General features: G+C 58.8%; 24 protein-coding genes. 10 read left to right on the top strand and 14 right to left on the bottom strand.

Annotated features, from left to right (window positions below):
• The first annotated feature begins 56 nt into the window (after positions 1 to 56).
• Positions 57 to 467 (top strand): YbhQ family protein, encoded by a 411-nt coding sequence (locus L2I46_RS16130; RefSeq protein ID WP_012542390.1) that lies wholly within the window; start codon positions 57 to 59, stop codon positions 465 to 467.
• Here L2I46_RS16130 and L2I46_RS16125 read toward each other — a convergent pair.
• From L2I46_RS16125 to L2I46_RS16100, 6 genes are all read right to left on the bottom strand, one after another.
• The gene (locus tag L2I46_RS16125) at positions 429 to 1,535 is read right to left on the bottom strand and encodes an ABC transporter permease (protein WP_023288928.1); all 1,107 of its coding nucleotides are present in this window, start codon (positions 1,533 to 1,535) and stop codon (positions 429 to 431) included. The genes L2I46_RS16130 and L2I46_RS16125 overlap by 39 nt on opposite strands.
• Positions 1,536 to 1,664: 129 nt before the next feature.
• A complete protein-coding gene (locus tag L2I46_RS16120; RefSeq protein ID WP_065804724.1) occupies positions 1,665 to 2,798 on the bottom strand; it encodes an ABC transporter permease in 1,134 nt (377 codons plus the stop codon).
• Positions 2,788 to 4,527, bottom strand: coding sequence for an ATP-binding cassette domain-containing protein (locus tag L2I46_RS16115; RefSeq protein WP_236948034.1), 1,740 nt, complete (start codon positions 4,525 to 4,527; stop codon positions 2,788 to 2,790). Before L2I46_RS16115 ends, L2I46_RS16120 begins: the two co-directional genes overlap by 11 nt.
• Complete coding sequence (gene hlyD, locus L2I46_RS16110) at positions 4,520 to 5,515, bottom strand: secretion protein HlyD (RefSeq protein WP_023288931.1); 996 nt, start codon at positions 5,513 to 5,515, stop codon at positions 4,520 to 4,522. The genes L2I46_RS16115 and hlyD overlap by 8 nt, the downstream gene beginning before the upstream one ends.
• Positions 5,515 to 6,174, bottom strand: a complete 660-nt coding sequence (gene cecR / locus L2I46_RS16105; RefSeq protein ID WP_236948033.1) for a transcriptional regulator CecR — start codon at positions 6,172 to 6,174, stop codon at positions 5,515 to 5,517. The genes hlyD and cecR overlap by 1 nt, the downstream gene beginning before the upstream one ends.
• Before the next feature lie 73 nt (positions 6,175 to 6,247).
• A complete protein-coding gene (locus L2I46_RS16100; protein WP_065804727.1) occupies positions 6,248 to 7,171 on the bottom strand; it encodes a LysR substrate-binding domain-containing protein in 924 nt (307 codons plus the stop codon).
• Here L2I46_RS16100 and L2I46_RS16095 point away from each other — a divergent pair.
• The 8 genes from L2I46_RS16095 to ybiB all read left to right on the top strand — a co-directional run bounded on the left by L2I46_RS16095 (position 7,163) and on the right by ybiB (position 16,486).
• Complete coding sequence (locus L2I46_RS16095; RefSeq protein WP_032428692.1) at positions 7,163 to 7,300, top strand: hypothetical protein; 138 nt, start codon at positions 7,163 to 7,165, stop codon at positions 7,298 to 7,300. The two genes, L2I46_RS16100 and L2I46_RS16095, sit on opposite strands and share 9 nt — an antisense overlap.
• A 288-nt stretch (positions 7,301 to 7,588) precedes the next feature.
• Positions 7,589 to 8,923, top strand: coding sequence for an MFS transporter (locus tag L2I46_RS16090; RefSeq protein WP_236948032.1), 1,335 nt, complete (start codon positions 7,589 to 7,591; stop codon positions 8,921 to 8,923).
• 50 nt (positions 8,924 to 8,973) lie between these two features.
• The gene (locus L2I46_RS16085) at positions 8,974 to 9,723 is read left to right on the top strand and encodes an SDR family NAD(P)-dependent oxidoreductase (RefSeq protein WP_072421942.1); all 750 of its coding nucleotides are present in this window, start codon (positions 8,974 to 8,976) and stop codon (positions 9,721 to 9,723) included.
• A 13-nt stretch (positions 9,724 to 9,736) separates the two neighbouring features.
• Positions 9,737 to 10,582 carry a transketolase gene (locus tag L2I46_RS16080; protein WP_048334488.1) on the top strand — a complete coding sequence of 282 codons (846 nt, stop codon included), beginning with the start codon at positions 9,737 to 9,739 and terminating at the stop codon, positions 10,580 to 10,582.
• Complete coding sequence (locus tag L2I46_RS16075; protein ID WP_117132620.1) at positions 10,582 to 11,574, top strand: transketolase family protein; 993 nt, start codon at positions 10,582 to 10,584, stop codon at positions 11,572 to 11,574. Before L2I46_RS16080 ends, L2I46_RS16075 begins: the two co-directional genes overlap by 1 nt.
• 215 nt (positions 11,575 to 11,789) lie before the next feature.
• The gene (gene rhlE, locus L2I46_RS16070) at positions 11,790 to 13,139 is read left to right on the top strand and encodes an ATP-dependent RNA helicase RhlE (RefSeq protein ID WP_023288938.1); all 1,350 of its coding nucleotides are present in this window, start codon (positions 11,790 to 11,792) and stop codon (positions 13,137 to 13,139) included.
• A 192-nt stretch (positions 13,140 to 13,331) separates the two neighbouring features.
• Positions 13,332 to 15,488, top strand: a complete 2,157-nt coding sequence (dinG, locus tag L2I46_RS16065; RefSeq protein WP_048334490.1) for an ATP-dependent DNA helicase DinG — start codon at positions 13,332 to 13,334, stop codon at positions 15,486 to 15,488.
• A gap of 29 nt (positions 15,489 to 15,517) precedes the next feature.
• A complete protein-coding gene (gene ybiB / locus L2I46_RS16060; protein WP_032455217.1) occupies positions 15,518 to 16,486 on the top strand; it encodes a DNA-binding protein YbiB in 969 nt (322 codons plus the stop codon).
• Positions 16,487 to 16,595: 109 nt separating this feature from the next.
• On the opposite strand, the gene ybiJ is transcribed toward ybiB, so the two are convergent.
• From ybiJ to L2I46_RS16040, 4 genes are all read right to left on the bottom strand, one after another.
• Positions 16,596 to 16,856 (bottom strand): DUF1471 family protein YbiJ, encoded by a 261-nt coding sequence (gene ybiJ / locus L2I46_RS16055; RefSeq protein WP_004176772.1) that lies wholly within the window; start codon positions 16,854 to 16,856, stop codon positions 16,596 to 16,598.
• Positions 16,857 to 17,141: 285 nt separating this feature from the next.
• The gene (locus L2I46_RS16050) at positions 17,142 to 17,408 is read right to left on the bottom strand and encodes a DksA/TraR family C4-type zinc finger protein (protein ID WP_023288941.1); all 267 of its coding nucleotides are present in this window, start codon (positions 17,406 to 17,408) and stop codon (positions 17,142 to 17,144) included.
• A gap of 21 nt (positions 17,409 to 17,429) precedes the next feature.
• Positions 17,430 to 17,690: a DUF1471 domain-containing protein gene (locus L2I46_RS16045; protein WP_032455234.1), complete on the bottom strand. Its 261-nt coding sequence runs from the start codon at positions 17,688 to 17,690 to the stop codon at positions 17,430 to 17,432.
• A 141-nt stretch (positions 17,691 to 17,831) separates the two neighbouring features.
• On the bottom strand, positions 17,832 to 18,446 hold the full coding sequence (locus tag L2I46_RS16040; RefSeq protein ID WP_023288943.1) for a flavin reductase family protein: 615 nt from the start codon (positions 18,444 to 18,446) through the stop codon (positions 17,832 to 17,834).
• A gap of 96 nt (positions 18,447 to 18,542) precedes the next feature.
• Between L2I46_RS16040 and rlmF the strand changes: the two genes are divergently transcribed.
• Complete coding sequence (gene rlmF, locus L2I46_RS16035) at positions 18,543 to 19,457, top strand: 23S rRNA (adenine(1618)-N(6))-methyltransferase RlmF (RefSeq protein ID WP_072421347.1); 915 nt, start codon at positions 18,543 to 18,545, stop codon at positions 19,455 to 19,457.
• Here rlmF and ybiO read toward each other — a convergent pair whose 3' ends face one another.
• The 4 genes from ybiO to glnH form a co-directional block, all read right to left on the bottom strand.
• On the bottom strand, positions 19,458 to 21,653 hold the full coding sequence (ybiO, locus tag L2I46_RS16030; RefSeq protein WP_236948031.1) for a mechanosensitive channel protein: 2,196 nt from the start codon (positions 21,651 to 21,653) through the stop codon (positions 19,458 to 19,460). It lies immediately after the preceding gene.
• A gap of 110 nt (positions 21,654 to 21,763) precedes the next feature.
• Complete coding sequence (gene glnQ / locus L2I46_RS16025) at positions 21,764 to 22,486, bottom strand: glutamine ABC transporter ATP-binding protein GlnQ (protein WP_004212183.1); 723 nt, start codon at positions 22,484 to 22,486, stop codon at positions 21,764 to 21,766.
• On the bottom strand, positions 22,483 to 23,142 hold the full coding sequence (gene glnP / locus L2I46_RS16020) for a glutamine ABC transporter permease GlnP (RefSeq protein ID WP_002895837.1): 660 nt from the start codon (positions 23,140 to 23,142) through the stop codon (positions 22,483 to 22,485). The genes glnQ and glnP overlap by 4 nt, the downstream gene beginning before the upstream one ends.
• A gap of 125 nt (positions 23,143 to 23,267) precedes the next feature.
• Positions 23,268 to 24,014: a glutamine ABC transporter substrate-binding protein GlnH gene (gene glnH, locus L2I46_RS16015; RefSeq protein WP_004886198.1), complete on the bottom strand. Its 747-nt coding sequence runs from the start codon at positions 24,012 to 24,014 to the stop codon at positions 23,268 to 23,270.
• Positions 24,015 to 24,409: the final 395 nt, after the last annotated feature.

Below are 24,409 nucleotides of genomic sequence, written 5' to 3'. Positions count from 1 at the left end.
TTTCCGTAAAGTGCGGTACTCTGAGTAGCAGAGAAAAATCCTTCAGGAGAGAAGCCATGAAGTGGCAACAACGTGTACGCGTCGCAACAGGTCTTAGTTGCTGGCAGATTATGTTGCATCTACTGGTCGTGGCAGTGCTGGTGATGGGATGGATGAGCGGCGCGCTGGTGCGCGTCGGATTAGGGCTGTGCGTCCTCTACAGCGTCACGCTGCTGGCGATGCTGTTTCTGCAGCGTCATCACGAGGCGCGCTGGCGCGATGTGGGAGACTTCCTTGAGGAGCTCACCACCACCTGGTACTTCGGCGCCGCCATGATAGCGCTGTGGCTGCTGTCGCGCGTGCTGCACAACAACCTGCTGCTGGCCCTCGCCGGGCTGGTGATACTGGCAGGCCCGGCGGTGGTCTCGCTGCTGGCGAAAGATAAAAAATTACGCAATCTTTCTTCGGAACATCGCATACGCCGCTGAGCCGGTGGTGGCCGCTATGACCAGTAGCGGCCACAAACTTCCCCACACAATCTCCAGACTCGCATCCTTCAGATAAATTTGCTTGGTGATATCGGTAAAGTGGCGGATCGGGTTTATCCACGTCAGATCCTGCAGCCACTGCGGCATGTTTTCCACCGGTGAAACGTAGCCGGAGAGAAGAATCGCCGGCATCATAAAGACGAATACGCCGATAAACGCCTGCTGCTGCGTGGCGCACAGCGATGAGATCAATAAGCCAAAGCCCACCAGCGATAGACCGTAAATCACCATGGTGAAATAGAACAGCAGCAGCGAGCCGGCAAACGGGATCTGATAGGCCCAGATACCAATCGCCAGCACGATAGTCGCCTGCAGGGTGGCGACGATCAGCGCCGGCACCGCTTTACCGACAAAGATTTGCCAGGTGGCGAGAGGCGAGACCAGCAGCTGATCGAGGGTGCCCTGCTCGCGCTCGCGGGCCACCGACAGCGAGGTGACGATCATCACTCCGATGGTGGTGATCATGGCGATGAGCGACGGCACCACGAACCACTTGTAGTCGAGATTCGGGTTATACCAGTTGCGCACCACCAGTTCGCTATTGTTCGGCTTCGCTTTGTCCTCCAGCAGTTCCTGCTGGTAATTTTTCACGACCTGCTGCAGATAGTTGGCGGCGATTTGCGCGCTGTTGGAGTTGCGCCCGTCGAGCAGGAGCTGCAGCGGGGCGGTTTGATAGTTGTCGAGGTTGCGTGAGAAATCCGCCGGGAAGCGCACCACCAGCAGGGCTTTTTGTTCATCGATGGTCGGCTGGATCGCCTGCGGACTTTTCAGCAGCAGGACGTGGGTAAAGGCTTTGGCGCGGGCAAAGCGCTGAGTGAGTTCCACCGCGTGGCGACCGCTGTCCTCGTTATAGATGGCGATGGTGGCGTTGGTCACCTCCAGCGTCGCGGCAAAGGGAAACAGCAGCACCTGAATCAGCACGGGCATGATTAAAATCGCCCGCGTCTGCGGTTCGCGCAGCAGCGACTGCAGCTCTTTGCGGATCAATGTCCATAAACGGTGAAACATATTAGCTCCTTTGGCCCATTCAACAACGCCGGGCGGTACTGCGTTCGCCCGGCGTACGGGTTCGGCGAACCGTATAATCGATGTTGGTTAAACCGTAGGCCCGGTCAGCGCAGCGCCACCGGGCAAAACCTAATCCAGACGCCGTTTGGTTTTCAGCCACGTCAGGCCGATAAACATCACCGCCGAAGCAATCAAAAACAGCACATTCACCAGCAGCACCACCGGAATATTGCCCGCCAGAAACAGGCTTTGCAGGGTATTGACGAAATAGCGCGCCGGGATCACATAGGTCACCGCGCGGATCACCGCCGGCATGCTGTCTATCTGGAAAATAAACCCGGACAGCATTATCGACGGTAAAAAGGCGGCGTTCAGCGCCACCTGCGCGGCGTTAAACTGGTTGCGGGTGATCGTCGAGATCAGCAGTCCCATCCCCAGGGTGCTGAGCAAAAACAGACTGGTGATGACAAACAGGATCGGCAGCGAACCGCGATAGGGCACGCCGAGAATAAACACCGACACCAGCATACACAGCAGCATCGCCAGCATGCCGAGGAAGTAATAGGGGATGAGCTTGCACAGCAGCAGTTCAGCGCGGGTGATCTCCGTCGACAGCAGCGCCTCCATGGTGCCGCGCTCCCATTCGCGGGCCACCACCAGCGAGGTCAGTATCGCGCCGACCACGGTCATGATAATGGTGATCGCCCCGGGGATAATAAAGTGCTGGCTGATGGCCGCCGGGTTAAACCAGTAGCGCATCTGCACGTCGATCAGCGGTTCAAAGGTCTCGCCGCGGTCTTCCGCCCGCTGCTGCTGCCAGATCTGCCAGATACCCTCCACGTAGCCCTGGGCGAAGTTAGCGGTATTGGGCTCGCTGCCGTCGGTGATGAGCTGGAGCGGCGCAGTGGCGCCGGGGCGGGCCATCTGGCGGTCGAAGTCCACCGGAATGACCACCATCGCGCGGATGCGACCGGCCTGCATCAGCTCAATTAGCCGCTGGCGATTGTCACTGATGGTGGCGTCGATATAGGGCGAGCCGGTCATGGTATGGACGAAGTCCAGCGCCTCTTCGCTCTGCTGCTCCAGCAGAACCCCCACCCGCAGCTTGCTGGAGTCGAGGTTAATGCCGTAGCCGAAGATAAACAGCAGCAGCAGAGGGATCACCACCGCAATCAGCCAGCTGCTGGGATCGCGGACGATCTGCCGGGTCTCTTTGACGCACAGGGCGCGGACCCGCCGCCAGGAGAGGAGATTACTGCTCATGGTCATTCTCCTTATCCCAACGGTTAATCAGGGTAATAAACGCCTGCTCCATGGTCGGGTCCGTCTGGTTGTCATCCGCCGCCTGGGCCTTCAGCGCGTCCGGGGTGCCGCTGGCGATAAGCTTGCCGTGATAGACCAGCCCAATGCGGTCGCAATACTCCGCCTCATCCATAAAGTGAGTGGTGACCATCACCGTCACCCCTTTATCCACCATGCTGTTGATATGCAGCCAGAACTCGCGACGGGTGAGGGGATCGACCCCGGAGGTGGGTTCGTCGAGAAAAAGAATGTCGGGTTCATGCATCAAGGAGCAGGCCAGCGCCAGCCGCTGCTTATAGCCGAGCGGCAGCTCGTCGGCGGCGTGGCGGGCGATGCCGTTCAGACCGAAGGCATCGCTCATGCGGGCAATTTTGTCATTTTGCGCCCGGCCGCGCAGGCCGTAGACCCCGGAGAAAAAGCGCAGGTTCTGTTCGACGCTGAGGTTGCCGTACAGCGAAAATTTTTGCGCCATATAGCCCAGATGCTGACGCGCCTTGCCGGAGCTGACCTTGAGATCCATCCCCAGCACCAGCGCTTTGCCGGAGGTGGGCACCAGCAGGCCGCACATCATTTTGAAGGTGGTGGATTTCCCTGCGCCGTTGGGGCCGAGCAGGCCGAAGATCTCGCCGCGCTTGACCTGGAAATCGACGTGGTCGGTGGCGGCGAAATCGCCAAATTTTTTAGTCAGCGACTGCGCCTCAATCACCGTTTCGTCTTTGCTGCCGTCAACGCGATGGATAATTGCCCCCAGCGGCGATTCGGCGGTCCCGGCGCCGCCGAGCAGGTCGATAAAGGCGTCTTCAAAGCGCGGCGCGGTGTCGGTCACCTGCAGCGACGGCATATCGTCATGTTGCTGAACCTCATCGATGCGCGCCTCCTTTTTCAGGATCAGACGCACCGATTTGCCCTGAATCACGCCGTCGCTAACCTGCGGCAGCTTCAGCGCCCGCTGCAGCAGGCGGCGGTTGTTCTCCTGCGGGCTGGAGACCAGAAAGCTGCGCCCGGCCATGGTTTGCGTCAGGGCCGTCGGCTCCCCTTGATAGAGCAGTTTACCTTCGTTCATCAGCAGCACATCGCGACACTGCTCGGCTTCATCGAGATAAGAGGTGCTCCACAGGATCAGCATGCCGTCGCCGGCCAGCTCGTGCACCATCTGCCATAGCTCGCGGCGGGAGATCGGGTCGACGCCGACGCCGGGCTCATCCAGCAGCAGCACCTTCGGGTCACCCACCAGGGTACAGGCGAGCCCCAGCTTTTGCTTCATGCCGCCGGAGAGCTTGCCCGCCAGCCGCCCGGTGAACGGGCCAAGGGCGGTGAATTCCAGCAGGCGGTCGAAAATTTTCTTCCGCGCCTCGCCGGTGACGCTGCGTAAATCGGCGTACAGGGTGAGGTTTTCCATCACCGTCAGATCTTCATACAGGCCGAACTTTTGCGGCATATAGCCGAGCACCGCGTGCAGAGCGCTGTCGTCTTTTAGCGGATCAAAGCCAATCACCCTGGTGCTGCCCTCATCAGGCTTAAGCAACCCGGCGAGCATCCGCATGAGGGTGGTTTTCCCTGCGCCGTCGGGGCCCACCAGCCCCGTGACGTAGCCGGCGCGGATCGTACAGGTCAGCGGGGCCACCGCTGGCCTGTCCATCCCGGGGAAACGGCGGCTCAGGCCGTTTAAGGCGATGACGGCCTCACTCATGTCCGTTCCCGTTGTCAAAGGAGACGGTCACCGGCATCCCCTGGCGCAGCGCGCCGTCGGCGTCGGTTACCACGATGCGCAGACGGTAGACCAGATCGGTGCGCAGGTCCGGCGTCTCGACAGTCTTCGGCGTGAACTCAGCGCTCGGCGAGACAAAGCCGATTTTGCCGTGATAGGGCTTATCCGGCCGGCTGTCGGTATAGAGCAGCACTGCTTGTCCCGGCTGCGCCTGGCCGAGGTTTTTCTCGTCAACGTAGGCGCGGACCCATACTGGATGGGTCAGGGAGAGGGTTAGCACGGTGCCGCCGGCGTTGAGCATAGTGCCGGGCTCGACGGCGCGGGTCATCAGCGTGCCGTCGGAAGGGGCGGTCAGCACGGTATCGTGCAGGTCCAGTTTAGCCTGGGCCAGCGCCGCCTGCGCCTGTTCGAGGCTGGCTTTGGCCTGGGCTATCTCCTGCGGACGATTGCCGGCGCGGTATTGACGCAGTTTATCCTGCGCTGACTTCAGCGTTGCCTGCGCCTGGTCGCGCGAGGAGCGGGCGTTCTCCAGATCGTTGGCGGAAATGGCGCTGCTGGCGCGTAAACCCAGCTGGCGCTGATAAAAGTTTTGCGCGTAGTCGTAAGCGGCCTGCGCCTGATTCACTGCCGCCGCGGCCTGGGCAATCTCTTCCGAGCGGTAGCCGGCCATCATCAGGTCATACTGCGCCTGGGCGGTGGAGACGTTGGCCTGCGCCTGCAGCAGGGCGTTTTCATAGGGGGCACGGTCAAGCTCGCCGAGGGTTTGCCCCGCGCGGATGCTGTCGCCTTCGTCGACGGTCAGCGAGGCCAGTCTGCCGCCGACACGAAAGCTCATATTGACGGTGCGGATATCGACATTGCCATACAGAGTCAGCGGCTGCTGCCGGCTGCTCTGGTACCACCACCAGCCGCCGCCCAGCGCGGCGAGAAGAATCACGATCAGCAGAATGACGACGACGGGTTTTTTCATCAGCCCAAACTCCTTTGCGATAACCCATGCAGAATGAAATCGATATGACAGGTAATGACCTCAAAAATCTGTTCGGTTTTTTGCGCGTCAAACTGCGTCCAGCCGGTGCGCAGCAGGATGGTTTCACGCCCGAGACGGAAAGCGAGCACCTCGCCCAGCAGGGCGTGGGTATGGAGGATCATTTGCGTATCACCGGCATCGCGACCTGTCCAGGCGGCGATCAGCCGGGTGAGATAGTGGTGCAGGGGGGCGATCACCTGCTGGTGGATAAGATGGTACGCGGCGGTGGGCGCCAGCTGTTCCCGGGAAATAAATTTGCTCAAGTTGACCGTATCATCCTGGGTCAGCAGCAGGATCATGTTATGGCAGGCGCTGAGGATGAGGGCGCGGATCGCCTGGCGATCCGGCGACTCTCCGGCGAGCACGGCCTCCGCCGCTTCGGCGTGCGGGCGAAAATTGTCACCGATAAAATCGGCGATCCACTGGCCGCAGGTGAGATACAGGTCGTCTTTCGAGCCAAAATAGTAGGTGATAGCGGCGATATTCTGCCCGGCCTGGGCGGCAATATCGCGGGTGGTGGCATGCTGGCCGTACTCGCCAAACTGGGCGATAGCGGCCGCGATAAGCTGGCTTTTTGCCTGTTCGCCTTTACTGGTCATCGCGCTCTGAAAAAATTAATCAATCGATTGATTAACTTTAGGCGCCGACTGGCGGTTTGTCCACCTGCCGGGACTAAATATGAAAACCGTCTTCCTGTAGCTCCCCGGCGACCCAGGCGAAGAAGCGCTGGACCTTTTCCTTCTGTTCATTGGCGTGGGGAAGGACGAAGTGGTGCGCGCCGACCGACATACTCCGCTCGTCGGCAAACACCGGCGTCAGCTGCCCCTGACGCACGTGGCCGCCGGCCAGCAGATTGCTTTCCAGGATCACCCCCATCCCCATCCGGGCCGCCTCGATGCTCATGTACGACCGGTCGAAATTAAAGATAAAGTTTTTGTGCCAGCCGCGGACCTTGTGCCACGACAGCCAGTTGCTCCAGTTAATTAAGGTGCTGTCGGAATGGATCAGATCGCAGGCCAGCAGATCTTCCGGGGCGCGAACCGCATGGCGGGCTAAATAAGAGGAGGCGCTGTAGGGCAGGACGCACTCATTTTTAATGGTCCTGACCAGCAGCGTCGGCCACTGCGACAGCCCGTGGCGAATATCGATATCAATATTATCCCGGGAGAACTGAATGCTTTCGTAAGAGCAGGTCAGGCTAATTTTTAGCTCCGGCCATGCCTGACGGAATTTATCCAGCCGCGGCATCAGCCACAGCAGGCCGAAGCTCGGCGCTGAGTGAATGCGTAAATAATCCTGATGAATATCGTTGATCACCTGGCTGGTGGCCTGGCCAATCATATTCAGCGCTCCGGAGACCTCTTTGAGATATTTTTCTCCCACTGCGGTTAACATCACGCCTTTGCTGCTGCGGGAGAACAGTTTTTTTCCCAGCAAGTGCTCCAGACTGGCTATCTGGTGGCTGACCGCCGAGGCGGTAATGTTGAGGTTCTCTGCGGCCAGGTTGAGGCTGCCGGTTGCGGCGACTTCAATAAAAGCCTGGATATTGCGTAAAGAGGGCATCGGCAGATTTTTATTGGGCAGCGGTTGACTCATGGCGGCATCCTGCGCGGGGCGCGAATAAAAGAAAATGGCGAACAGCGTGGCGCAGCCGTGATGAACAGCATAGGGAAAAGCGAAAATAACCTTTTAATTTGTGATGGGCTTAACAATTTATCTCGTTAAAATCGCGCCTCTCAGTAAACGCTAAAATTTGCGGGGGGTCACTAACTCAATTTTTCTCAATCATAATTGAGCTTTTTTGAATACCTTTTCATTTTTGGGTTGTTATATTCCCCTCACAGGCCTGATCACAAACTGCGATGCGCTTGGGTCGCAATAATAAAACACCTAACCACCTGTTTCGCTGTGCGAAAAGACATGTCTCTCTTGTTGCGCCAGGGCGCGTGAAACGCGGCGAACCCAGGCGGCAACCTACGGCGAAGTGGATGAGGTATAAGATGAGGAAACCCTATGTCACGTATAGATACGCTGGTCTGTACTGACGCCAGGAAAACAAAATATCGTTTTGTGGTTTTGACGATGATTTTCCTGGTGTATGCCATCAATTACGCCGACAGAACGAATATCGGCGCGGTACTGCCGTTTATCATTGATGAATTCCATATCAATAATTTTGAGGCCGGAGCGATTGCCAGTATGTTTTTCCTCGGCTATGCGGTCAGCCAGATCCCGGCAGGCTTTTTCATCGCCAGACGCGGCACTCGAGGGCTGGTTTCGCTATCTATTTTCGGCTTCTCCGCTTTTACCTGGCTGATGGGCACGGTGAGCTCCGTATTTGGCCTGAAGCTGGTGCGGCTGGGCTTGGGACTAAGCGAAGGTCCCTGCCCGGTGGGGCTGGCGTCGACGATAAACAACTGGTTTCCGCCGAAAGAGAAAGCCACGGCAACCGGCGTTTACATCGCGGCGACCATGTTTGCCCCGATTATCGTGCCGCCGCTGGCGGTGTGGATTGCGGTGACCTGGGGCTGGCGGTGGGTCTTTTTCTCCTTTGCTATTCCCGGGATCGTAGCAGCGATAGCGTGGTACCTGTTGGTGAAGTCAAAGCCCGCGGAAAGCGGATTCGTATCTCCAAGCGAACTGGCAGAGATTAATGCCGGGCGGGACATCCATCATAATGACGGTGTACGTGAAAATATATTAATCGCCGATCGCTTCACCTGGCTGGATAAAATTATCCGGGTGAAAAAAATGCCGCCTGTGGATACGGCGAAGGGATTATTTACCTCAAAAAATATTCTCGGAGACTGCCTCGCATATTTTATGATGGTCAGCGTGTTATATGGATTATTAACCTGGATCCCGCTGTATTTAGTGAAAGAGCGCGGTTTCGATGTGATGAGTATGGGGTTCGTGGCCAGTATGCCGTGCATCGGCGGCTTTATTGGCGCGATTGGCGGCGGATGGATTTCGGATAAATTATTAGGCCGTCGGCGTAAACCAACCATGATATTCACAGCGGTATCAACCGTAGTCATGATGTTAATTATGCTGAATATACCGGCAAGCACCCTGGCGGTCTGTATTGGTTTATTCTTTGTCGGTTTCTGTTTGAATATCGGCTGGCCGGCTTTTACCGCCTACGGTATGGCCGTTTCGGACAGCAAAACCTATCCGATCGCCTCTTCCATTATTAATAGCGGCGGCAACCTCGGCGGATTTGTGGCGCCGATGGTGGCCGGTTTCTTACTGGATAAAACGGGGAGCTTTAATTCTGTCTTTACCTATTTTGGTATCTGCGCCGCAATCGGTTTGGTGGTGATTCTTTTCCTCGATGAGCCACAATAACGAAAATAGATCCTGTTAATTAATATGACGTAATGTCATGGAGTGAAACTATGTTATTAAAAGATAAAGTCGCCATTATTACTGGCGCGGCCTCCGCACGCGGTTTGGGTTTTGCGACCGCGAAATTATTCGCCGAAAACGGCGCGAAAGTGGTCATTATCGATCTCAATGGCGAAGCCAGTAAAACCGCCGCGGCGGCGCTGGGCGAAGGCCATCTCGGCCTGGCGGCGAACGTCGCCGACGAAGTGCAGGTGCAGGCGGCCATCGAACAGATTCTGGCGAAATACGGCCGGGTCGATGTGCTGGTCAATAACGCCGGCATCACCCAGCCGCTGAAGCTAATGGACATCAAGCGCGCCAACTATGACGCGGTGCTCGATGTCAGCCTGCGCGGCACGCTGCTGATGTCACAGGCGGTGATCCCCACGATGCGGTCGCAAAAATCCGGCAGCATCGTCTGCATCTCGTCCGTTTCCGCCCAGCGCGGCGGCGGTATCTTCGGCGGTCCGCACTACAGCGCGGCAAAAGCCGGCGTGCTCGGCCTGGCGCGGGCGATGGCGCGCGAGCTTGGCCCGGACAACGTCCGCGTTAACTGCATCACCCCGGGGCTAATTCAGACCGACATTACCGCCGGCAAGCTGACGGACGACATGACGGCCAATATTCTTGCCGGCATTCCGATGAACCGCCTCGGCGACGCGGTGGACATCGCCCGCGCCGCGCTGTTCCTCGGCAGCGACCTCTCTTCCTACTCCACCGGTATCACCCTGGACGTTAACGGCGGCATGTTAATTCACTAAGCGAGGCACAGAGATGAACATCACCGAATCACAAAAAGTCGCCGCGGCGGCGTGGCGTATCCGCCGCTATGCCCTGCAAATGGGAGAAGTTCAGGGGCAGGGCTATATTGGCCAGGCGCTGGGGTATGCCGATGTGCTGGCTACCGCCTTCAGTTACGCCATGACCTATCGCCCGGAAGATCCTGAGTGGGAGGGGCGCGATCGCTTCCTGCTTTCTCATGGCCATTACGCTATCGCTTATTATGCCGCGTTGCTGGAGGCGGGCATTATTCCGGAAGCGGAACTGGAAACCTACGGCTCCGACGACAGCCGCCTGCCGATGTCCGGCATGGCGACCTACACCCCGGGGATGGAGATGTCCGGCGGCTCGCTGGGGCAGGGGCTGTCTATCGCCGTCGGCATGGCGCTCGGCCTGCGGCAGAAACAGAGCAAGGCCTGGGTCTATAACTCGATGTCCGATGGGGAGCTGGATGAAGGTTCGACCTGGGAAGCGGCGATGTCGGCGGCTCACTATGGCCTGACTAACCTGATTAACCTTGTCGACGTCAACAAACAGCAGGCCGACGGCGATTCACGCAAAATCCTCGGCTTTGAGCCGCTGCAGGATAAATGGGCCGCCTTCGGCTGGTACGTGCAGCGCGTAGACGGTAACGATCTGCCGGCGGTGATGGCCGCCTTTGACAACGCGAAAAGTTTTTCCGGCAACCAGCCGCGGGTCATTTTGTGCGACACGCTGATGGGCAAAGGGGTGCCGTTCCTCGAAACCCGCGATAAGAACCATTTTATTCGCGTCGATGCCGACGAATGGCAAAAAGCGATTGCGGTGCTGGACGCTAACAAACCGGAAGGAGTGTTGTAATGAGCCAGAGTAAACCTCGTTTAAAAACGTCGGCGATGATCGCTTCGATTGCCGATGAAGGCCAGGCCACCGTCTCTGCGCCCTTCGGCGTCGCGCTGTCGAAACTCGCGGCGCAGCGCCCGGCGATCGTCGGTATGACAGCGGACCTGTCAAAATATACTGACCTGCATATTTTCGCCCAGGCCTTCCCGGATCGCTTTTTCCAGATGGGAATGGCGGAGCAACTGCTGATGGCGGCGGCGGGAGGCATGGCGAAGGAGGGATTTATTCCCTTCGCCACCACCTATGCCGCCTTTGCGACCCGTCGCGCCTATGATTTTATTCATCAGGTGATCGCTGAAGAGCATCTGAACGTCAAGATTTGCGCGGCGCTACCGGGCCTGACGACCGGCTATGGCCCCAGTCATCAGGCCACCGAAGATCTGGCGATCATGCGTGGTATCCCCGGAATGGTCATCGTCGATCCCTGCGATGCGCTGGAGATTGAGCAGGCGGTACCGGCCATTGCCGATCACCATGGCCCGGTTTATATGCGCCTGCTGCGCGGGAAAGTGCCGCTGGTGCTGGATAAATACGACTATCAGTTCGAACTGGGCAAAGCGAAGCTGCTGGAGGACGGCAACGACGTGTTGATTATCTCCTCCGGGCTAATGACCATGCGCGCGCTGGAGGCGGTTGAAAAGCTGCGGGACGATAATATCAGCGTGGCGGTCCTGCACGTGCCGACCATCAAACCGCTGGATGAACAAGCGATTATTGAACAGGTGTCGAAGCCGGGTCGCCTGGTGGTCACCGCCGAAAACCACACCGCGGTCGGCGGGTTAGGAGAGGCGGTGGCCGCCCTGCTGATGCGCAAAGGGGTTCGCTGCGAGCTGGATACCGTAGGGCTGCCTGACGCGTTCCTGTTAGCCGGCGCGCTGCCGACCCTCCACGATCGCTACGGCATCTCCACCGCGAAGATCGTCGAAAAAATTAAGTATCGTCTGCGTTAACCGCGCTGCGGCGACCCGCCTGGCCGCTGAGCGCCCTCAGCGGCCTTCTTCCCCCCGCCAGCCAGGGGCGGCATTCTTTTGCAGATTTTATGCGGCCTGTCACAAAATCTGCTAGACTGCGCCCCTTCATGGCATTGTGGTTTTTGCCATCTCTTATCGCAATAATCTCCCTGAAAACTACGCCCTTCACCGGGCCGGGGCGGTTCGGAGTTGTTATGTCTTTTGATTCCCTTGGCCTGAATCCCGATATCCTGCGCGCTGTCGCTGAGCAGGGCTACGTTGAGCCGACCCCTATCCAGCAGCAGGCGATCCCGGCGGTACTGCAGGGCCGCGACCTGATGGCCAGCGCCCAGACCGGCACCGGTAAAACGGCGGGCTTTACTCTGCCGCTGCTGCAGCGCCTGATCCAGAACGAGCCGCACGCGAAGGGTCGTCGCCCGGTGCGCGCGCTGATCCTGACCCCGACCCGCGAGCTGGCGGCGCAGGTGGGCGAGAACGTGCGGGATTACAGCAAATATCTGAATGTTCGCTCGCTGGTGGTGTTCGGCGGCGTGAGCATCAACCCGCAGATGATGAAGCTGCGTGGCGGCGTCGATATCCTCGTCGCCACCCCGGGCCGTCTGCTGGACCTGGAACACCAGAACGCCGTCAGCCTCGATAAAGTGGAAATCCTCGTACTGGATGAAGCGGACCGCATGCTGGATATGGGCTTTATCCATGACATCCGCCGCGTACTGGCTAAACTGCCGCCGCGTCGGCAGAACCTGCTGTTCTCGGCGACCTTCTCCGACGAGATCAAAGGCCTGGCTGAGAAACTGCTGCACAACCCGCTGGAAGTGGAAGTGGCGCGTCGCAACACGGCCTCCGAGCAGATCACCCAGCACGTCCATTTTGTTGACAAAAACCGTAAGCGCGAGCTGCTGTCGCAGCTTATCGGCGAAGGCAACTGGCAGCAGGTGCTGGTCTTTACCCGCACCAAGCATGGCGCCAACCACCTCGCGGAGCAGCTCAACAAAGACGGCATCCGCAGCGCGGCGATCCATGGCAACAAGAGCCAGGGGGCGCGTACCCGCGCGCTGGCCGACTTTAAATCCGGCGGCATTCGCGTGCTGGTGGCGACCGATATCGCCGCCCGCGGTCTGGATATCGAAGAGCTGCCGCACGTGGTGAACTACGAGCTGCCGAACGTGCCGGAAGATTATGTCCACCGTATCGGCCGTACCGGTCGCGCCGCGGCCACTGGCGAAGCCTTGTCGCTGGTGTGCGTGGATGAGCACAAGCTGCTGCGCGATATCGAGCGCCTGCTGAAGAAAGAGATCCCGCGCATCGCGATTGCCGGCTATGAGCCGGATCCGTCCATTAAAGCCGAACCTATCCAGAACGGTCGCCAGCAGCGCGGCGGCGGTCGTGGTCAGGGACGCGGCGGCCAAGGCCAGGGGCGCAGCGGACAGCCGCGCAGCCAGAGCAGCGCCCCGCGTCGTCAGGACGGCGAGGCGCCGAAAGCGCGCACTCAGGACGGCAAACCGCCGCGCCGCCGTCGCCCGCGTAAACCGGCTGGCGAATAACAGGCTGATGCCCGGACCGCGAGAATGCGGTTAAGCACGGCTCAGGCCCGTCTGTCCGCTACGCGGCGGCGGGCCTTTTTCTTTCCATTACACTATTTGTCGAGCACGCTTCCACACTGAGCAGAAAGCAATACCTCCGGGCGGGCAAAAATGGCACAATAGTGGCTGTTTATACAGTATTCAGGTTTTCTCATGGCTTTGACCGCTGCGCTGAAAGCGCAAATCGCCGCCTGGTATAAGGCGCTTCAGGAACAGATCCCGGACTTTATTCCCCGCCCCCCGCAGCGGCAGATGATCGCTGATGTGGCGAAAACCCTCGCCGGGGATGAGGGCCGGCATCTGGCTATCGAAGCGCCGACCGGCGTTGGTAAAACGCTGTCATATCTGATCCCCGGCATTGCCATCGCCCGTGAGGAACAAAAAACGCTGGTGGTCAGCACCGCCAACGTCGCCCTGCAGGATCAAATCTACAGTAAAGACCTGCCGCTGCTGCGCAAGATTATCCCCGACCTGCGCTTCACCGCCGCCTTCGGTCGCGGACGCTACGTCTGCCCGCGCAATCTGACGGCGCTGGCCAGCACCGAGCCGACGCAGCAGGATCTGCTGGCCTTCCTCGACGACGATCTCACCCCGAACAACCAGGCCGAGCAGAAGCTGTGCGCGACGCTGAAGCAGGATCTCGACAGCTACCGCTGGGACGGCCTGCGCGACCATACCGACAAAGCCATCGACGATGGGCTGTGGAGCCGGCTGAGCACCGATAAGGCCAGCTGCCTGAACCGCAACTGCCACTACTATCGGGAGTGTCCGTTCTTTGTGGCGCGGCGGGAAATTCAGGAGGCGGAAGTGGTGGTGGCCAACCATGCGCTGGTGATGGCGGCGATGGAGAGCGAGGCGGTGCTGCCGGAGCCGAAAAACCTGCTGCTGGTCCTCGATGAAGGCCATCATCTGCCGGACGTCGCCCGCGACGCGCTGGAGATGAGCGCCGAGATCACCGCCCCCTGGTTTCGCCTGCAGCTGGATCTGTTCTGCAAGCTGGTGGCTACCTGCATGGAGCAGTTCCGCCCGAAAACCACGCCGCCGCTGGCCAATGCGGAGCGGCTCGCTGGCCATTGCGAAGAGCTGTTCGAGCTAATTGCGTCGTTGAATAATATTCTCAATCTCTATATGCCCGCCGGTCAGGAAGCGGAGCATCGCTTCCCGATGGGCGAACTGCCGCAGGAGGTGATGGAGATCTGCCAGCGGCTGGCGAAGCTCACCGAGACGCTGCGCGGGCTGGCGGAGCTGTTCCTTAACGATCTCAGCGAAAAGACCGGCAGCCATGACGTGGTGCGCCTGCATCGGGTGCTGCTGCAGATGAACCGCGCCCTCGGCATGTTTGAAAGCCAAAGCAAGCTGTGGCGTCTGGCGTCGCTGGCGCAGTCCTCTGGCGCGCCGGTGACCAAATGGGCGACGCGGGTGGTGCGCGACGGCCAGATCCACGTCTGGTTCCACTGCGTCGGCATCCGCGTCAGCGATCAGCTTGAACGACTGCTGTGGCGCAGCGTGCCGCATATCGTGGTGACGTCAGCGACGCTGCGCTCTCTAAACAGCTTCTCGCGCCTGCAGGAGATGAGCGGCCTGAAGGAGAAAGCGGGCGACCGCTTCGTGGCGCTGGATTCGCCGTTCAACCACGTAGAGCAGGGGAAAATTATTATTCCTCAAATGCGCTATGAACCGCTGATGGATAACGAAGAGCAGCACATCGCCGAGATGGCGGCCTATTTTCGCCAGCAGGTGGAGAGCAAGAAACATCTCGGGATGCTGGTGCTGTTCGCCAGCGGGCGAGCAATGAATCGCTTCCTGGAGCATGTGACCGATCTGCGCCTGATGCTGCTGGTGCAGGGCGACCAGCCGCGCTACCGGCTGGTGGAGCTGCATCGTAAACGGGTGGAAAGCGGCGAGCGCAGCGTGCTGGTGGGCCTGCAGTCCTTTGCCGAAGGTCTCGATTTAAAAGGCGATCTGTTAAGCCAGGTGCATATCCATAAAATCGCCTTTCCGCCCATCGACAGCCCGGTAGTGATCACCGAAGGCGAATGGCTGAAAAGCCTCAATCGTTATCCCTTCGAGGTACAGAGTTTGCCCAGCGCCTCCTTTAATCTTATTCAGCAGGTGGGGCGTCTGATCCGTAGCCATCACTGCTGGGGAGAGGTGGTGATTTACGATAAGCGTCTGTTGACCAAAAACTACGGCGCGCGTCTACTGAACGCGTTACCTGTTTTTCCCATAGAGCAGCCGGGCGTCCCGGAGGTTATAGTAAAACGTAAAGCAAAACAGACAGCAAAACAGACAGGCCGCAAACGTCGTTGACGCCGGCGCGTGACGCAACAGGGGGAGCCATGGAGTACAGCAAAATTATAAAAGAGGTGGGCCGCGGTAAGAATCATGCCCGCGACCTGGATGAAGAGACCGCCCGTGCGCTCTACGCGCGGATGCTGAACGGCGAGGTGCCGGAGCTGGAGCTGGGGGGAATATTAATCGCCCTGCGCATCAAAGGCGAAGGCGAAGCGGAGATGAAAGGCTTTTACGCCGCGATGCAGCAGCATACTCTGCGCCTGACCCCGCCGGCAGGCAAGCCGATGCCGATCGTTATCCCCAGCTACAACGGCGCGCGCAAGCAGGCGAACCTGACGCCGCTGCTGGCGATGCTCCTGCACAAGCTGGGGTTTCCGGTCGTGGTTCACGGCGTCAGTCACGATCCGACCCGGGTGCTGACCGAGACCATTTTTACCCTGCTGGACATTCCGGCTACCCGGCATGCCGGCCAGGCTCAGGCGCAGCTGGAGGGGCATGAACCGGTATATATCCCGGTGGGCGCCTTCTGCCCGCCGCTGGAGAAACAGCTGGCGATGCGCTGGCGGATGGGCGTGCGCAACAGCGCCCATACGTTGGCCAAACTGGCCACGCCGTTTGGCGAAGGGGAGGCGTTACGTCTCTCCAGCGTATCGCATCCGGAATATGTTCCCAGGGTGGCGAGCTTCTTTCGCGAGACCGGTGGCCGCGCGCTGCTGATGCACGGTACCGAAGGCGAAGTGTACGCCAACCCGCAGCGCTGCCCGCAGATCAGCCTGATCGATGACCAGGGCGTGCGGGCGCTGTGCGATCGTCAGACCGAGGCCGCGGCGGAGGAAGTCATTCTGCCGGCCTCGAAAGATCCCGAAGTGACCGCGCGCTGGATCGAGCGCTGCGTCGCCGGCGTCGAACCGGTACCCCACTCGCTGAAGATCCAGCTTGCCTGCTGTCTGCTGGCCTGCGGGGAGGTCTCAACCCTGGAGCAGGGGCTCAGCCGCGTCAACGACTGCTGGTGATTGGCTCGGCAGAATAAAAAAAAGCCCGTCCGGTGGCTCGGACGGGCAAGGCAAGGGTATTAAAGGTCTTTTCAGGGTTAATTCAGTGGCTTACAGGGTTGAGCTGCGATTATTTATAGATAACCGCGGTACCGCTCAGTTTGTTGTTGGTGTTAGCGGAAGTGATGCTATAGCCGGTTGCGCCAGCGGCTTCGGCTTTAGCAGCCAGTTTCGCTTCCAGACCATCTAACGTGGTTGCGCCTTGCGCAGACACCACGCCGATCTTATTCATGCTTTCAGCCTGAGCGGGGGTAACCGGCTCGGCGGCAAAGGCGCCGAAGGAAAGGGCGGTCAGAGCGATGGCAGCGGCAGCATATTTGATGTTTTTCATAGTTAATCTCTCGCAGGTTGTTCTGTTCAGGGGACGATGTTCCGTCGATGTGATAAGTATCACGCTTTTTTGCGGGAGATAAAATCGAAGGAAATTCACAGTCTTCATCTAATTTTTTGAATGATTAATAATTTACTGATTATTAATAAATTATTTCTCATTCTTTTCGTCTGATGGCGGAGCGAGGGAGACCGGCACGCTTAAGGGCACATATTGCGACATTTATCGCCAAAAAGTGTGCGCGAAAAGATAATGCGAAAGGCTGTCATGAACGGTAAAGGAAAGTCAGCGTAGCTGGCTATCCTTGGAACCGCGGCGATTATATCCTGAAAATGTATTGTTATGTAAATCTTTCTCCTGCTGGCACTTCACGCAGTATCTCACCCCGGGTATCGCCTGTCGACGCGCCTCCGGAATCGGCTCTCCGCATTCATCACAAAATTTGTTGCTTTCGCCGTGCGGAAGCTCGCGGCGGGCGCGAGCCACCGCATCGTCAATGGTGCTGTCGATCTGATCCTGTACGGCGCCGTCGCCTGCCCAACCTGATGCCATTGTCTGCCTCCTGTAAAAAGATTATTGATAAATTATAGCTGAACCGTACAGCCGGTTACCGCTGCTGGCGGCATTGACCCGCCAGGCTATCGCCCCACGACGGTGGGCCTTATCCGCGAGGGCGGCCACCAGGTCGTCAAGGGTGCGGGCGCCGGAGGCGGAGACGGTGCCGACAGGACGCAGCGGCCCGTCATAGGGCAGTACGGGGGGCGGCGGCAGGGAAGAGGCCGCGTCGGCCTGAGCGGCAAGCGCAGCGGCAAACAGCAGCGAGGTGATTTTCATCAGCATATCCTCATAAACAGCATGGGACATAGCTTAAGTGTAGGCCTTTCCAGACCGCGCGGTAGGGAATTTTTTATGCAAAAACAAGGCGTTTAGCCCGCAACCGGCGCAGGGTAGCGGTCCCCGCGCCAGGGATATTATTTAGCGGGCATCCGGGCGGATCATGTCAAAACGCAGGCTGTCATCAATACTGTAATAGGCGCTCGGCCCCCCGGCACGCAGGATCGGCTGAGCGCGGGCGGTTTGATAGATGCCGTTCTCCAGCAGTGATTCATCGATATGCACGGCGACCACTTCGCCGAGCACCAGCCATGTATCGACAAGGTTGCCGTCGGCGGTGGTGAGCTGAATACATTGCGACAGGCGGCACTCAAAGTTCACCGGGCTCTCCGCCACCCGGGGGGCCTTGACCAGGCGGCTGGCGGCGGCGGTGAGTCCGGCGCGCACGAATTCATCCTCATGGTGCGGGATCGAGGCGGAGGTTTCGTTCATCGCGGCGGCCAGCGGGCGCGTCGCCAGGTTCCAGACGAACTCCTTCGTTTCGACGATATTTCGCACGCTGTCTTTCCAGCCGCTGCTGGCGAAACCAATGATCGGCGGGCGATAGTTAAAGCAGTTAAAAAAGCTGTATGGCGCCAGATTACGCTGGCCCTCGGCGTCCTGCGAGGCGATCCAGCCTATCGGGCGAGGCCCGATTATTGCGTTGAGCGGGTCATGCGGCAGGCCGTGGCCCTGCGAAGGTTGATAAAAGTACATGCTGCACCTGTCACGGATAAAGGAGATATCCAGACTCCCTTATTTACCGAGCGGCCGTCAACGGGTATCTTACGCGGCTGTTCAAAGGAGATTGTCATGAAAGCCCAGAAACCGGGGTTACACCCGCGTAACCGCCACCATCAACGCTACGACCTGCCCGCGCTCTGCCAGGCGCATCCTGACCTGCAGGGATACATTACGCTCAATCCGCTGGGTGAGCAGACCATTGATTTTGCCAATCCGCAGGCGGTAAAGGCGTTGAATAAAGCGCTGCTGGCGCATTTCTACGCGGTCAAACACTGGGACATTCCTGATGGTTTTCTCTGTCCGCCGGTGCCCGGGCGGGCCGACTATATTCATCATCTGGGGGATCTGCTGGCCGGGGACAGCGGCGAAGTGCCGAAGCAAGCCACAATCCTCGATATTGGCACCGGCGCCAACCTCATTTATCCCCTGATCGGCGTTCACGAGTACGGCTGGCGCTTTACCGGCAGCGAAATCAGTCCGGAAGCCTTCGCCAGCGCGCAGGCGATTGTCAATGGCAACCCGGGGTTGACCCGGCAGATCCGTCTGCGTCGGCAAAAAGAGAGCCAGGCTATCTTCCACGGCGTGATCCACAAAAACGAGACCTATGACGCCACGCTGTGTAATCCGCCGTTCCATGACTCCGCAGAGAGCGCCCGGGCGGGCGGTGAGCGCAAGCGCCGCAATCTCGGACTCGGCGCCGACAGCGGGCTTAACTTTGGCGGTCAGCAGCAGGAGCTGTGGTGCGAAGGGGGCGAAGTGGCCTTTATCTCGCAGATGATCCGCGAAAGTCAGGCCTTCGCCCGCCAGGTGAAATGGTTTACCTCGCTGGTGTCGCGCGGCGACAATCTGCCGCCGCTCTACCGCTTGCTGACCGAGGTCGGGGCAGTGAAAGTGGTGAAAAAAGAGATGGCCCAGGGGCAAAAGCAGAGCCGCTTTATTGCCTGGAGCTTTATGGACGACGCCAAACGCCGCCGTCCGTTCTAACTACTCCGCGGCCGGGCTGTCGGCGCCCGGCATCGGCAGCTGCTGCCAGGTTTGTACCGGGGCGCGAACCCCGGCGCGGTCGAAGTGCTTTTTCACCTGGGTGTCGAGGGCAAAACGCACCGTCCACTGCTTCAGCGGCAGGGTGGTGAAGCTGACGCGCAGCGTAAAGGCGGTATTGCTCAGCCCCACCAGCCCGGCGAACGACGGTTCGCCAATGATCAGGCCGCGGATCTCCTCCTGGGCCAGCAGATCGTCCACCGCCGCCTTCAGCGCCTGACTGGCTTTATCCAGATCCTCATGGCGGTCGACGTCATAGTTGGCCACCACCGAGCCAATGCCGCGCACGAAGTTGGCAAAGGTGGTGATCGAGGACCAGGGGATAATGTGATAAGCGCCGGTATCCTGGCGCACCCCCACTGAGCGAATCGACATCCGTTCCACCGTGCCGGTCAAGGGACCGATGGTGACCAGATCGCCGGTATTCATCCCGTTCTCAAACTGGATAAAAATGCCGGTGATAATGTCTTTGACCAGGGTTTGCGCGCCAAACGAGATGGCCAGCCCCAACGCCCCGGCGCCGGCCAGCAGCGGCGCGATATTGACCCCAATCTCCGAGAGCAAAATCATCACCGTGATGGTGCTGATCACCACCGCCAGCGCGTTGCGAAACAGCGTCAGCAGCGTCCGGGCCCGCGCGCTGGGCAGCGGGCGGCCATGGATATCCGAGGCCAGCCGGTTTTCGATCAGGCTGGCCAGCACCGTCCAGCCGATAGCGGAGAAGAAGAGGATAAGGGCGATACGGATCAGCACATCCACCGTTTTTTGCCCGGCATCGTTGTGCAGCCATTCGCGGAAGTCAAACAGCCCCCAGGCGCTCAGGAGCAGCATGATGGCGACGCAGACGGTGAGAATACGCGCTGCCTTCAGCGACGCGGAGATCCAGCCGTTCAGCCGCTTTTGCAGCTCAGGATAGTTGCGCTGAGTGGCAGGGGAGAGGGTGATGGTTTTGGCTATCCAGCGCGACAGAATGCCGGACACCAGCGCCGCGCCGCCGATAATCGCCAGGCTGCGCAGGGTGGCGCCCATCATAAATTTCAGGCTGTTGCCTGGGTCGAACAGGGAAAAGAAAAAGAGCACCACAAAGTAGGCGCAGGCCAGCCAGTGCCAGATCAGAGCGAAGGCGCGGATAAACAGGCTAAAGAAGGAGAGCGAGCGGTCAGCCAGATGGATCAGCCCCTGCGTAATCACCGCTTTGTTATGAAAAATCAGATACAGCGCCCACAGCGTAATGCACAGCATGATGACGACGTTAGCCAGCGCGCCGACCTGAACATTCACCTGGTTGGAGATAATCGGCACCGCGACGATCAGGCCGTAGCCGATCAGGCTGCTGAGGGCGCTCAGGCGCAGGCTCCAGTAGGAGGCGGCCTCGTCGCTGAGGTTAAAGGGCCTGAGCGCCGGGATGCGCGGGCAGAAAATGAGCCGCAGGATGGCTTTAAAGAATTCGATCAGCGCGAAGGCGTTGAGGAAAAGGCTCTGCTGGAAGGCGATAGTAGGGTTGTCGCCATTCAGGCGATCGCTCAACAGCTGACCGATAAACAGGGCCAGCGCCAGCAGCAGCAGATCGATGATAAACGCCCCGGCGATGGTCAACGGCAGCTGGAGCCAGTTTCCGCGATCGCGGTTTTTATGCCGTCCCCATTCGCCCATTTTACGATACAGCGGCAGCGCCGCGAGGCGTACCAGCCACCAGAAGGCAAACACCAGCCCGGCCAGCAGTAAAAAATGCCAGGCGGCGCTGGTAAAGGTTTGCGGATTAAAGGGCTTATGCGGCGAGCCGGTAATATTGCGCCACAGCTGGGAGAAGCGCGATGAGAACTCATCGCCATATTCCCGGCTGATCTGCGTGACGTTCTCCAGCACCGTGGTCTCTTCTTTCACCGCCGGCGGCGTCAGCGTCGGGGTGCTGTCGGGCGGCGGCGTGGCGGCCGCTTTACGCAGCTGGTCAATGAGCTCCTGGCGGGCGGAGTCGTTGGCCAGCACGTCGGCCAGCGCGGCATAGGCCGCTCTTTTCTGTTCTACATCGGGTTCGCTGGCGCTGGTTTTATCGGCATTAGCGGTCGGCACGCCGGGCAGGGCGGCGGCGGAAAGCGGGGGAGTAAACAGCGCAGCGAGCAAAAGCAGGATCCACGGCATGGGCACCTCCGTTGCAACGTAAACGGGTAAGTATAGAAGCCGATGGCGGAAGGGGAGGGAAGAGGAATCTGGAAAGCGGCTCTCTCCGCGACGGAGAGAGCCGTTGTGGGTCAGGCGACGTGCTGCAGGAATTCCCGCAGACGCGGGCTTGGCGGGTTGTTCACCAGCTCCTGTGGGTTGCCGTCTTCGGCAATTCGTCCCTTGTCGATAAAGATCAGTCGCGAGGCCACTTTTTCGGCAAAGCCGATTTCGTGGGTCACAATCACCATCGTCATGCCCTCTTCCGCCAGATCCTGCATCACCTTGAGCACTTCATGACGCAGTTCCGGGTCGAGCGCGGAGGTGGGCTCATCAAACAGCATCATCTTCGGCTTCACCGCCAGCGCGCGGGCGATGGCCACACGCTGCTGCTGGCCGCCGGAGAGTTCAGACGGATAGTGATGCGCGCGCTCTGCCAGACCGACTTTCGCCAGCAGATCTTTCGCCAGCTTCTCCGCCGCCTGCTTGCTGGCGCCGCGTACCCGCAGCGGGCCAAACATCACGTTTTCCAGCGCCGTGAGGTGCGGGAACAGGTAAAACTGCTGGAACACCATCCCGGCTTCCTGACGAATCAGACGTTCGTCCACCTTCGGATCGTTGACCTTCAGGCCATCGACAATCAGATCGCCGCTGGTGATCTCTTCCAGTTTATTGATGCAGCGCAGCATCGTCGATTTACCGGAGCCGGACGGGCCGATAATGACCACCACTTCACCCTGATTGATTTTCAGAGAGATATCGTGCAGCACCTGGGTCGGGCCAAAGTGCTTGGAGACGTTTTTAAATTCAATCACAGGATTTTCATCCTTCTTTCAAGACGACGCAGAATAAAGCTCAGGACCAGGGTGATGATCAGGTAGATCACGGCAACGGCGCTCCAGATTTCCAGCGCGCGGAAGTTGCCGGCGATGATCTCCTGTCCCTGACGGGTCAGTTCGGCGACGCCGATGACGATGAACAGCGAGGTGTCCTTGATGCTGATGATCCACTGGTTGCCCAGCGGCGGCAGCATGCGGCGCAGCGCCAGCGGCAGGATCACGTGGCGAATGGTTTCGCGACGCGACAGGCCCAGCGCCAGGCCCGCTTCGCGGAAGCCTTTATGAATGGAGAGCACCGCGCCGCGGGTAATTTCCGCGATATAGGCGCCTGAGTTAATCATGATGGTCACTACCGCCGCGGAGAAGGGGTCAATGCGCAGATCGCTAAAGGCCATCGGCAGCGCAAAGTAGATGAACATAACCTGCACCACAATCGGGGTGCCGCGAATGATTTCAATAAACACCAGCGCGATGTGGTTGGCGATCCAGCCGCCGAAGCAGCGGGCGAAACCGGCCACCAGACCGATGATCAGGCCGCCGGCCAGGCCGAGGACGGAAATCCACAGCGTCATTTTGGCGCCTTCCAACAAAATCGGAATGGCAGGCCAGATGGCACTCCAGTCAAACTGCATAATACGTTCCTGTTACCGTGTCGAGAGCAGAGGAAAGCCTCCGCCAAAATACTGTCTCCCGCAACGTCTGTGCCGGAAGACCGTTGTGATGTCGCCGGGACTGCGCCCGGCGATGTACGTTTTTATTATTTTGGTTCAGTGCCGAACCATTTTTTATAAATTTCGTTGTAGGTGCCGTTCTCGCGCAGCGTTTTCAGCGCACCGTTCACTTTCTCACGCAGTTCGTCGCTGCCTTTCGGGAAGGCGATACCGTAGTTTTGCGCTTCCAGTGATTCACCTACCGCTTTGAATTTGCCGTTGCCCGCGGTTTTGATGAAGTAGAGAATGTTCGGCGTATCGTGCAGGACCGCATCCGCGCGGCCGGTACCCAGCTCCATGTAGGCGTTATCGATATTCGGGAACTGACGCAGATCTTTGGTTTTGATATTGGCTTTCGCGTAGTCAACGGAGCCGGTGCCGCTCTTCACCGCGACCACTTTGCCGTTCAGATCTTTCACATCTTTGATGTCGTTATTATTGGCGTTGACCATCACCAGCAGGCCGCTCTTGTAGTAGCCGTCAGAGAAGTCGATGGCTTTTTTACGCTCGTCGGTAATGGTGATCCCCGCCAGCGCCAGATCGATATTTTTGGTTTGCAGCGCCGGGATAATGCCGCTGAAGTCCATTGGCTTCAGGGTGTAGTCGAGCTTCAGCTCTTTGGCGATGGCCGCCCACAGGTCAACGTCAAAACCCACATACTTATCGCCTTGCTTAAATTCGAACGGGACGAACGCCGTATCGGTGGCGACAACCAGGGTCTTATTGGCGGCATGGGAAGAAACCGCAAAAGCCAGGGTCAGTGCAGCCAGTGAAACTTTAAATACAGACTTCATAGCATTTCCTTTTATATCCACGGGACGATCCCCTGCGAGAACGACTAGCCTAATGAAAAAATCGTGCCACTTTTACAAGCTGTTGTTTTTCAACAAACGAAGCGGTAGCCGTTGCACAATATCGATCGTTTCAGGCAAGGAGTGCACCATAACGGGGCGTTATTTTGGTGCATCCTGAGGTCGCTGAATAACGAGCCCATTTTTAGCGCAAACCCTGATGGGAAAACAATCTCGCCGTAACGATTGTGTGAGGTGATTATTACAATTGTTTTACTTTTGTGCGCATTTTCATCAATTTGACGCCCTGAAATGGTGCAAGGCCAACGGGTGAGGGAAAACGGAGGAGGGAAAAACAACAAGGGCTGGGTGGGGAAAGCAAAGGCGCCGTCGACCGC

It is taken from the genome of Klebsiella sp. 2019SCSN059 (assembly GCF_021739525.1).
GTDB lineage: Bacteria > Pseudomonadota > Gammaproteobacteria > Enterobacterales > Enterobacteriaceae > Klebsiella > Klebsiella quasipneumoniae.
The sequence above is the reverse complement of the archived record's forward strand: the minus strand, read 5'-3'. Positions and strand labels throughout refer to the sequence as shown.

Bases quoted from the DNA above. Each gene is read 5' to 3' on its own strand.
- L2I46_RS16130 (WP_012542390.1), top strand. From the start codon at position 57: ATGAAGTGGCAACAACGTGTACGCGTCGCAACAGGTCTTAGTTGCTGG.
- L2I46_RS16125 (WP_023288928.1), bottom strand. From the start codon at position 1,535: ATGTTTCACCGTTTATGGACATTGATCCGCAAAGAGCTGCAGTCGCTG.
- L2I46_RS16120 (WP_065804724.1), bottom strand. From the start codon at position 2,798: ATGAGCAGTAATCTCCTCTCCTGGCGGCGGGTCCGCGCCCTGTGCGTC.
- L2I46_RS16115 (WP_236948034.1), bottom strand. From the start codon at position 4,527: ATGAGTGAGGCCGTCATCGCCTTAAACGGCCTGAGCCGCCGTTTCCCC.
- hlyD (WP_023288931.1), bottom strand. From the start codon at position 5,515: ATGAAAAAACCCGTCGTCGTCATTCTGCTGATCGTGATTCTTCTCGCC.
- cecR (WP_236948033.1), bottom strand. From the start codon at position 6,174: ATGACCAGTAAAGGCGAACAGGCAAAAAGCCAGCTTATCGCGGCCGCT.
- L2I46_RS16100 (WP_065804727.1), bottom strand. From the start codon at position 7,171: ATGAGTCAACCGCTGCCCAATAAAAATCTGCCGATGCCCTCTTTACGC.
- L2I46_RS16090 (WP_236948032.1), top strand. From the start codon at position 7,589: ATGTCACGTATAGATACGCTGGTCTGTACTGACGCCAGGAAAACAAAA.
- L2I46_RS16085 (WP_072421942.1), top strand. From the start codon at position 8,974: ATGTTATTAAAAGATAAAGTCGCCATTATTACTGGCGCGGCCTCCGCA.
- L2I46_RS16080 (WP_048334488.1), top strand. From the start codon at position 9,737: ATGAACATCACCGAATCACAAAAAGTCGCCGCGGCGGCGTGGCGTATC.
- L2I46_RS16075 (WP_117132620.1), top strand. From the start codon at position 10,582: ATGAGCCAGAGTAAACCTCGTTTAAAAACGTCGGCGATGATCGCTTCG.
- rhlE (WP_023288938.1), top strand. From the start codon at position 11,790: ATGTCTTTTGATTCCCTTGGCCTGAATCCCGATATCCTGCGCGCTGTC.
- dinG (WP_048334490.1), top strand. From the start codon at position 13,332: ATGGCTTTGACCGCTGCGCTGAAAGCGCAAATCGCCGCCTGGTATAAG.
- ybiB (WP_032455217.1), top strand. From the start codon at position 15,518: ATGGAGTACAGCAAAATTATAAAAGAGGTGGGCCGCGGTAAGAATCAT.
- ybiJ (WP_004176772.1), bottom strand. From the start codon at position 16,856: ATGAAAAACATCAAATATGCTGCCGCTGCCATCGCTCTGACCGCCCTT.
- L2I46_RS16050 (WP_023288941.1), bottom strand. From the start codon at position 17,408: ATGGCATCAGGTTGGGCAGGCGACGGCGCCGTACAGGATCAGATCGAC.
- L2I46_RS16045 (WP_032455234.1), bottom strand. From the start codon at position 17,690: ATGAAAATCACCTCGCTGCTGTTTGCCGCTGCGCTTGCCGCTCAGGCC.
- L2I46_RS16040 (WP_023288943.1), bottom strand. From the start codon at position 18,446: ATGTACTTTTATCAACCTTCGCAGGGCCACGGCCTGCCGCATGACCCG.
- rlmF (WP_072421347.1), top strand. From the start codon at position 18,543: ATGAAAGCCCAGAAACCGGGGTTACACCCGCGTAACCGCCACCATCAA.
- ybiO (WP_236948031.1), bottom strand. From the start codon at position 21,653: ATGCCGTGGATCCTGCTTTTGCTCGCTGCGCTGTTTACTCCCCCGCTT.
- glnP (WP_002895837.1), bottom strand. From the start codon at position 23,142: ATGCAGTTTGACTGGAGTGCCATCTGGCCTGCCATTCCGATTTTGTTG.
- glnH (WP_004886198.1), bottom strand. From the start codon at position 24,014: ATGAAGTCTGTATTTAAAGTTTCACTGGCTGCACTGACCCTGGCTTTT.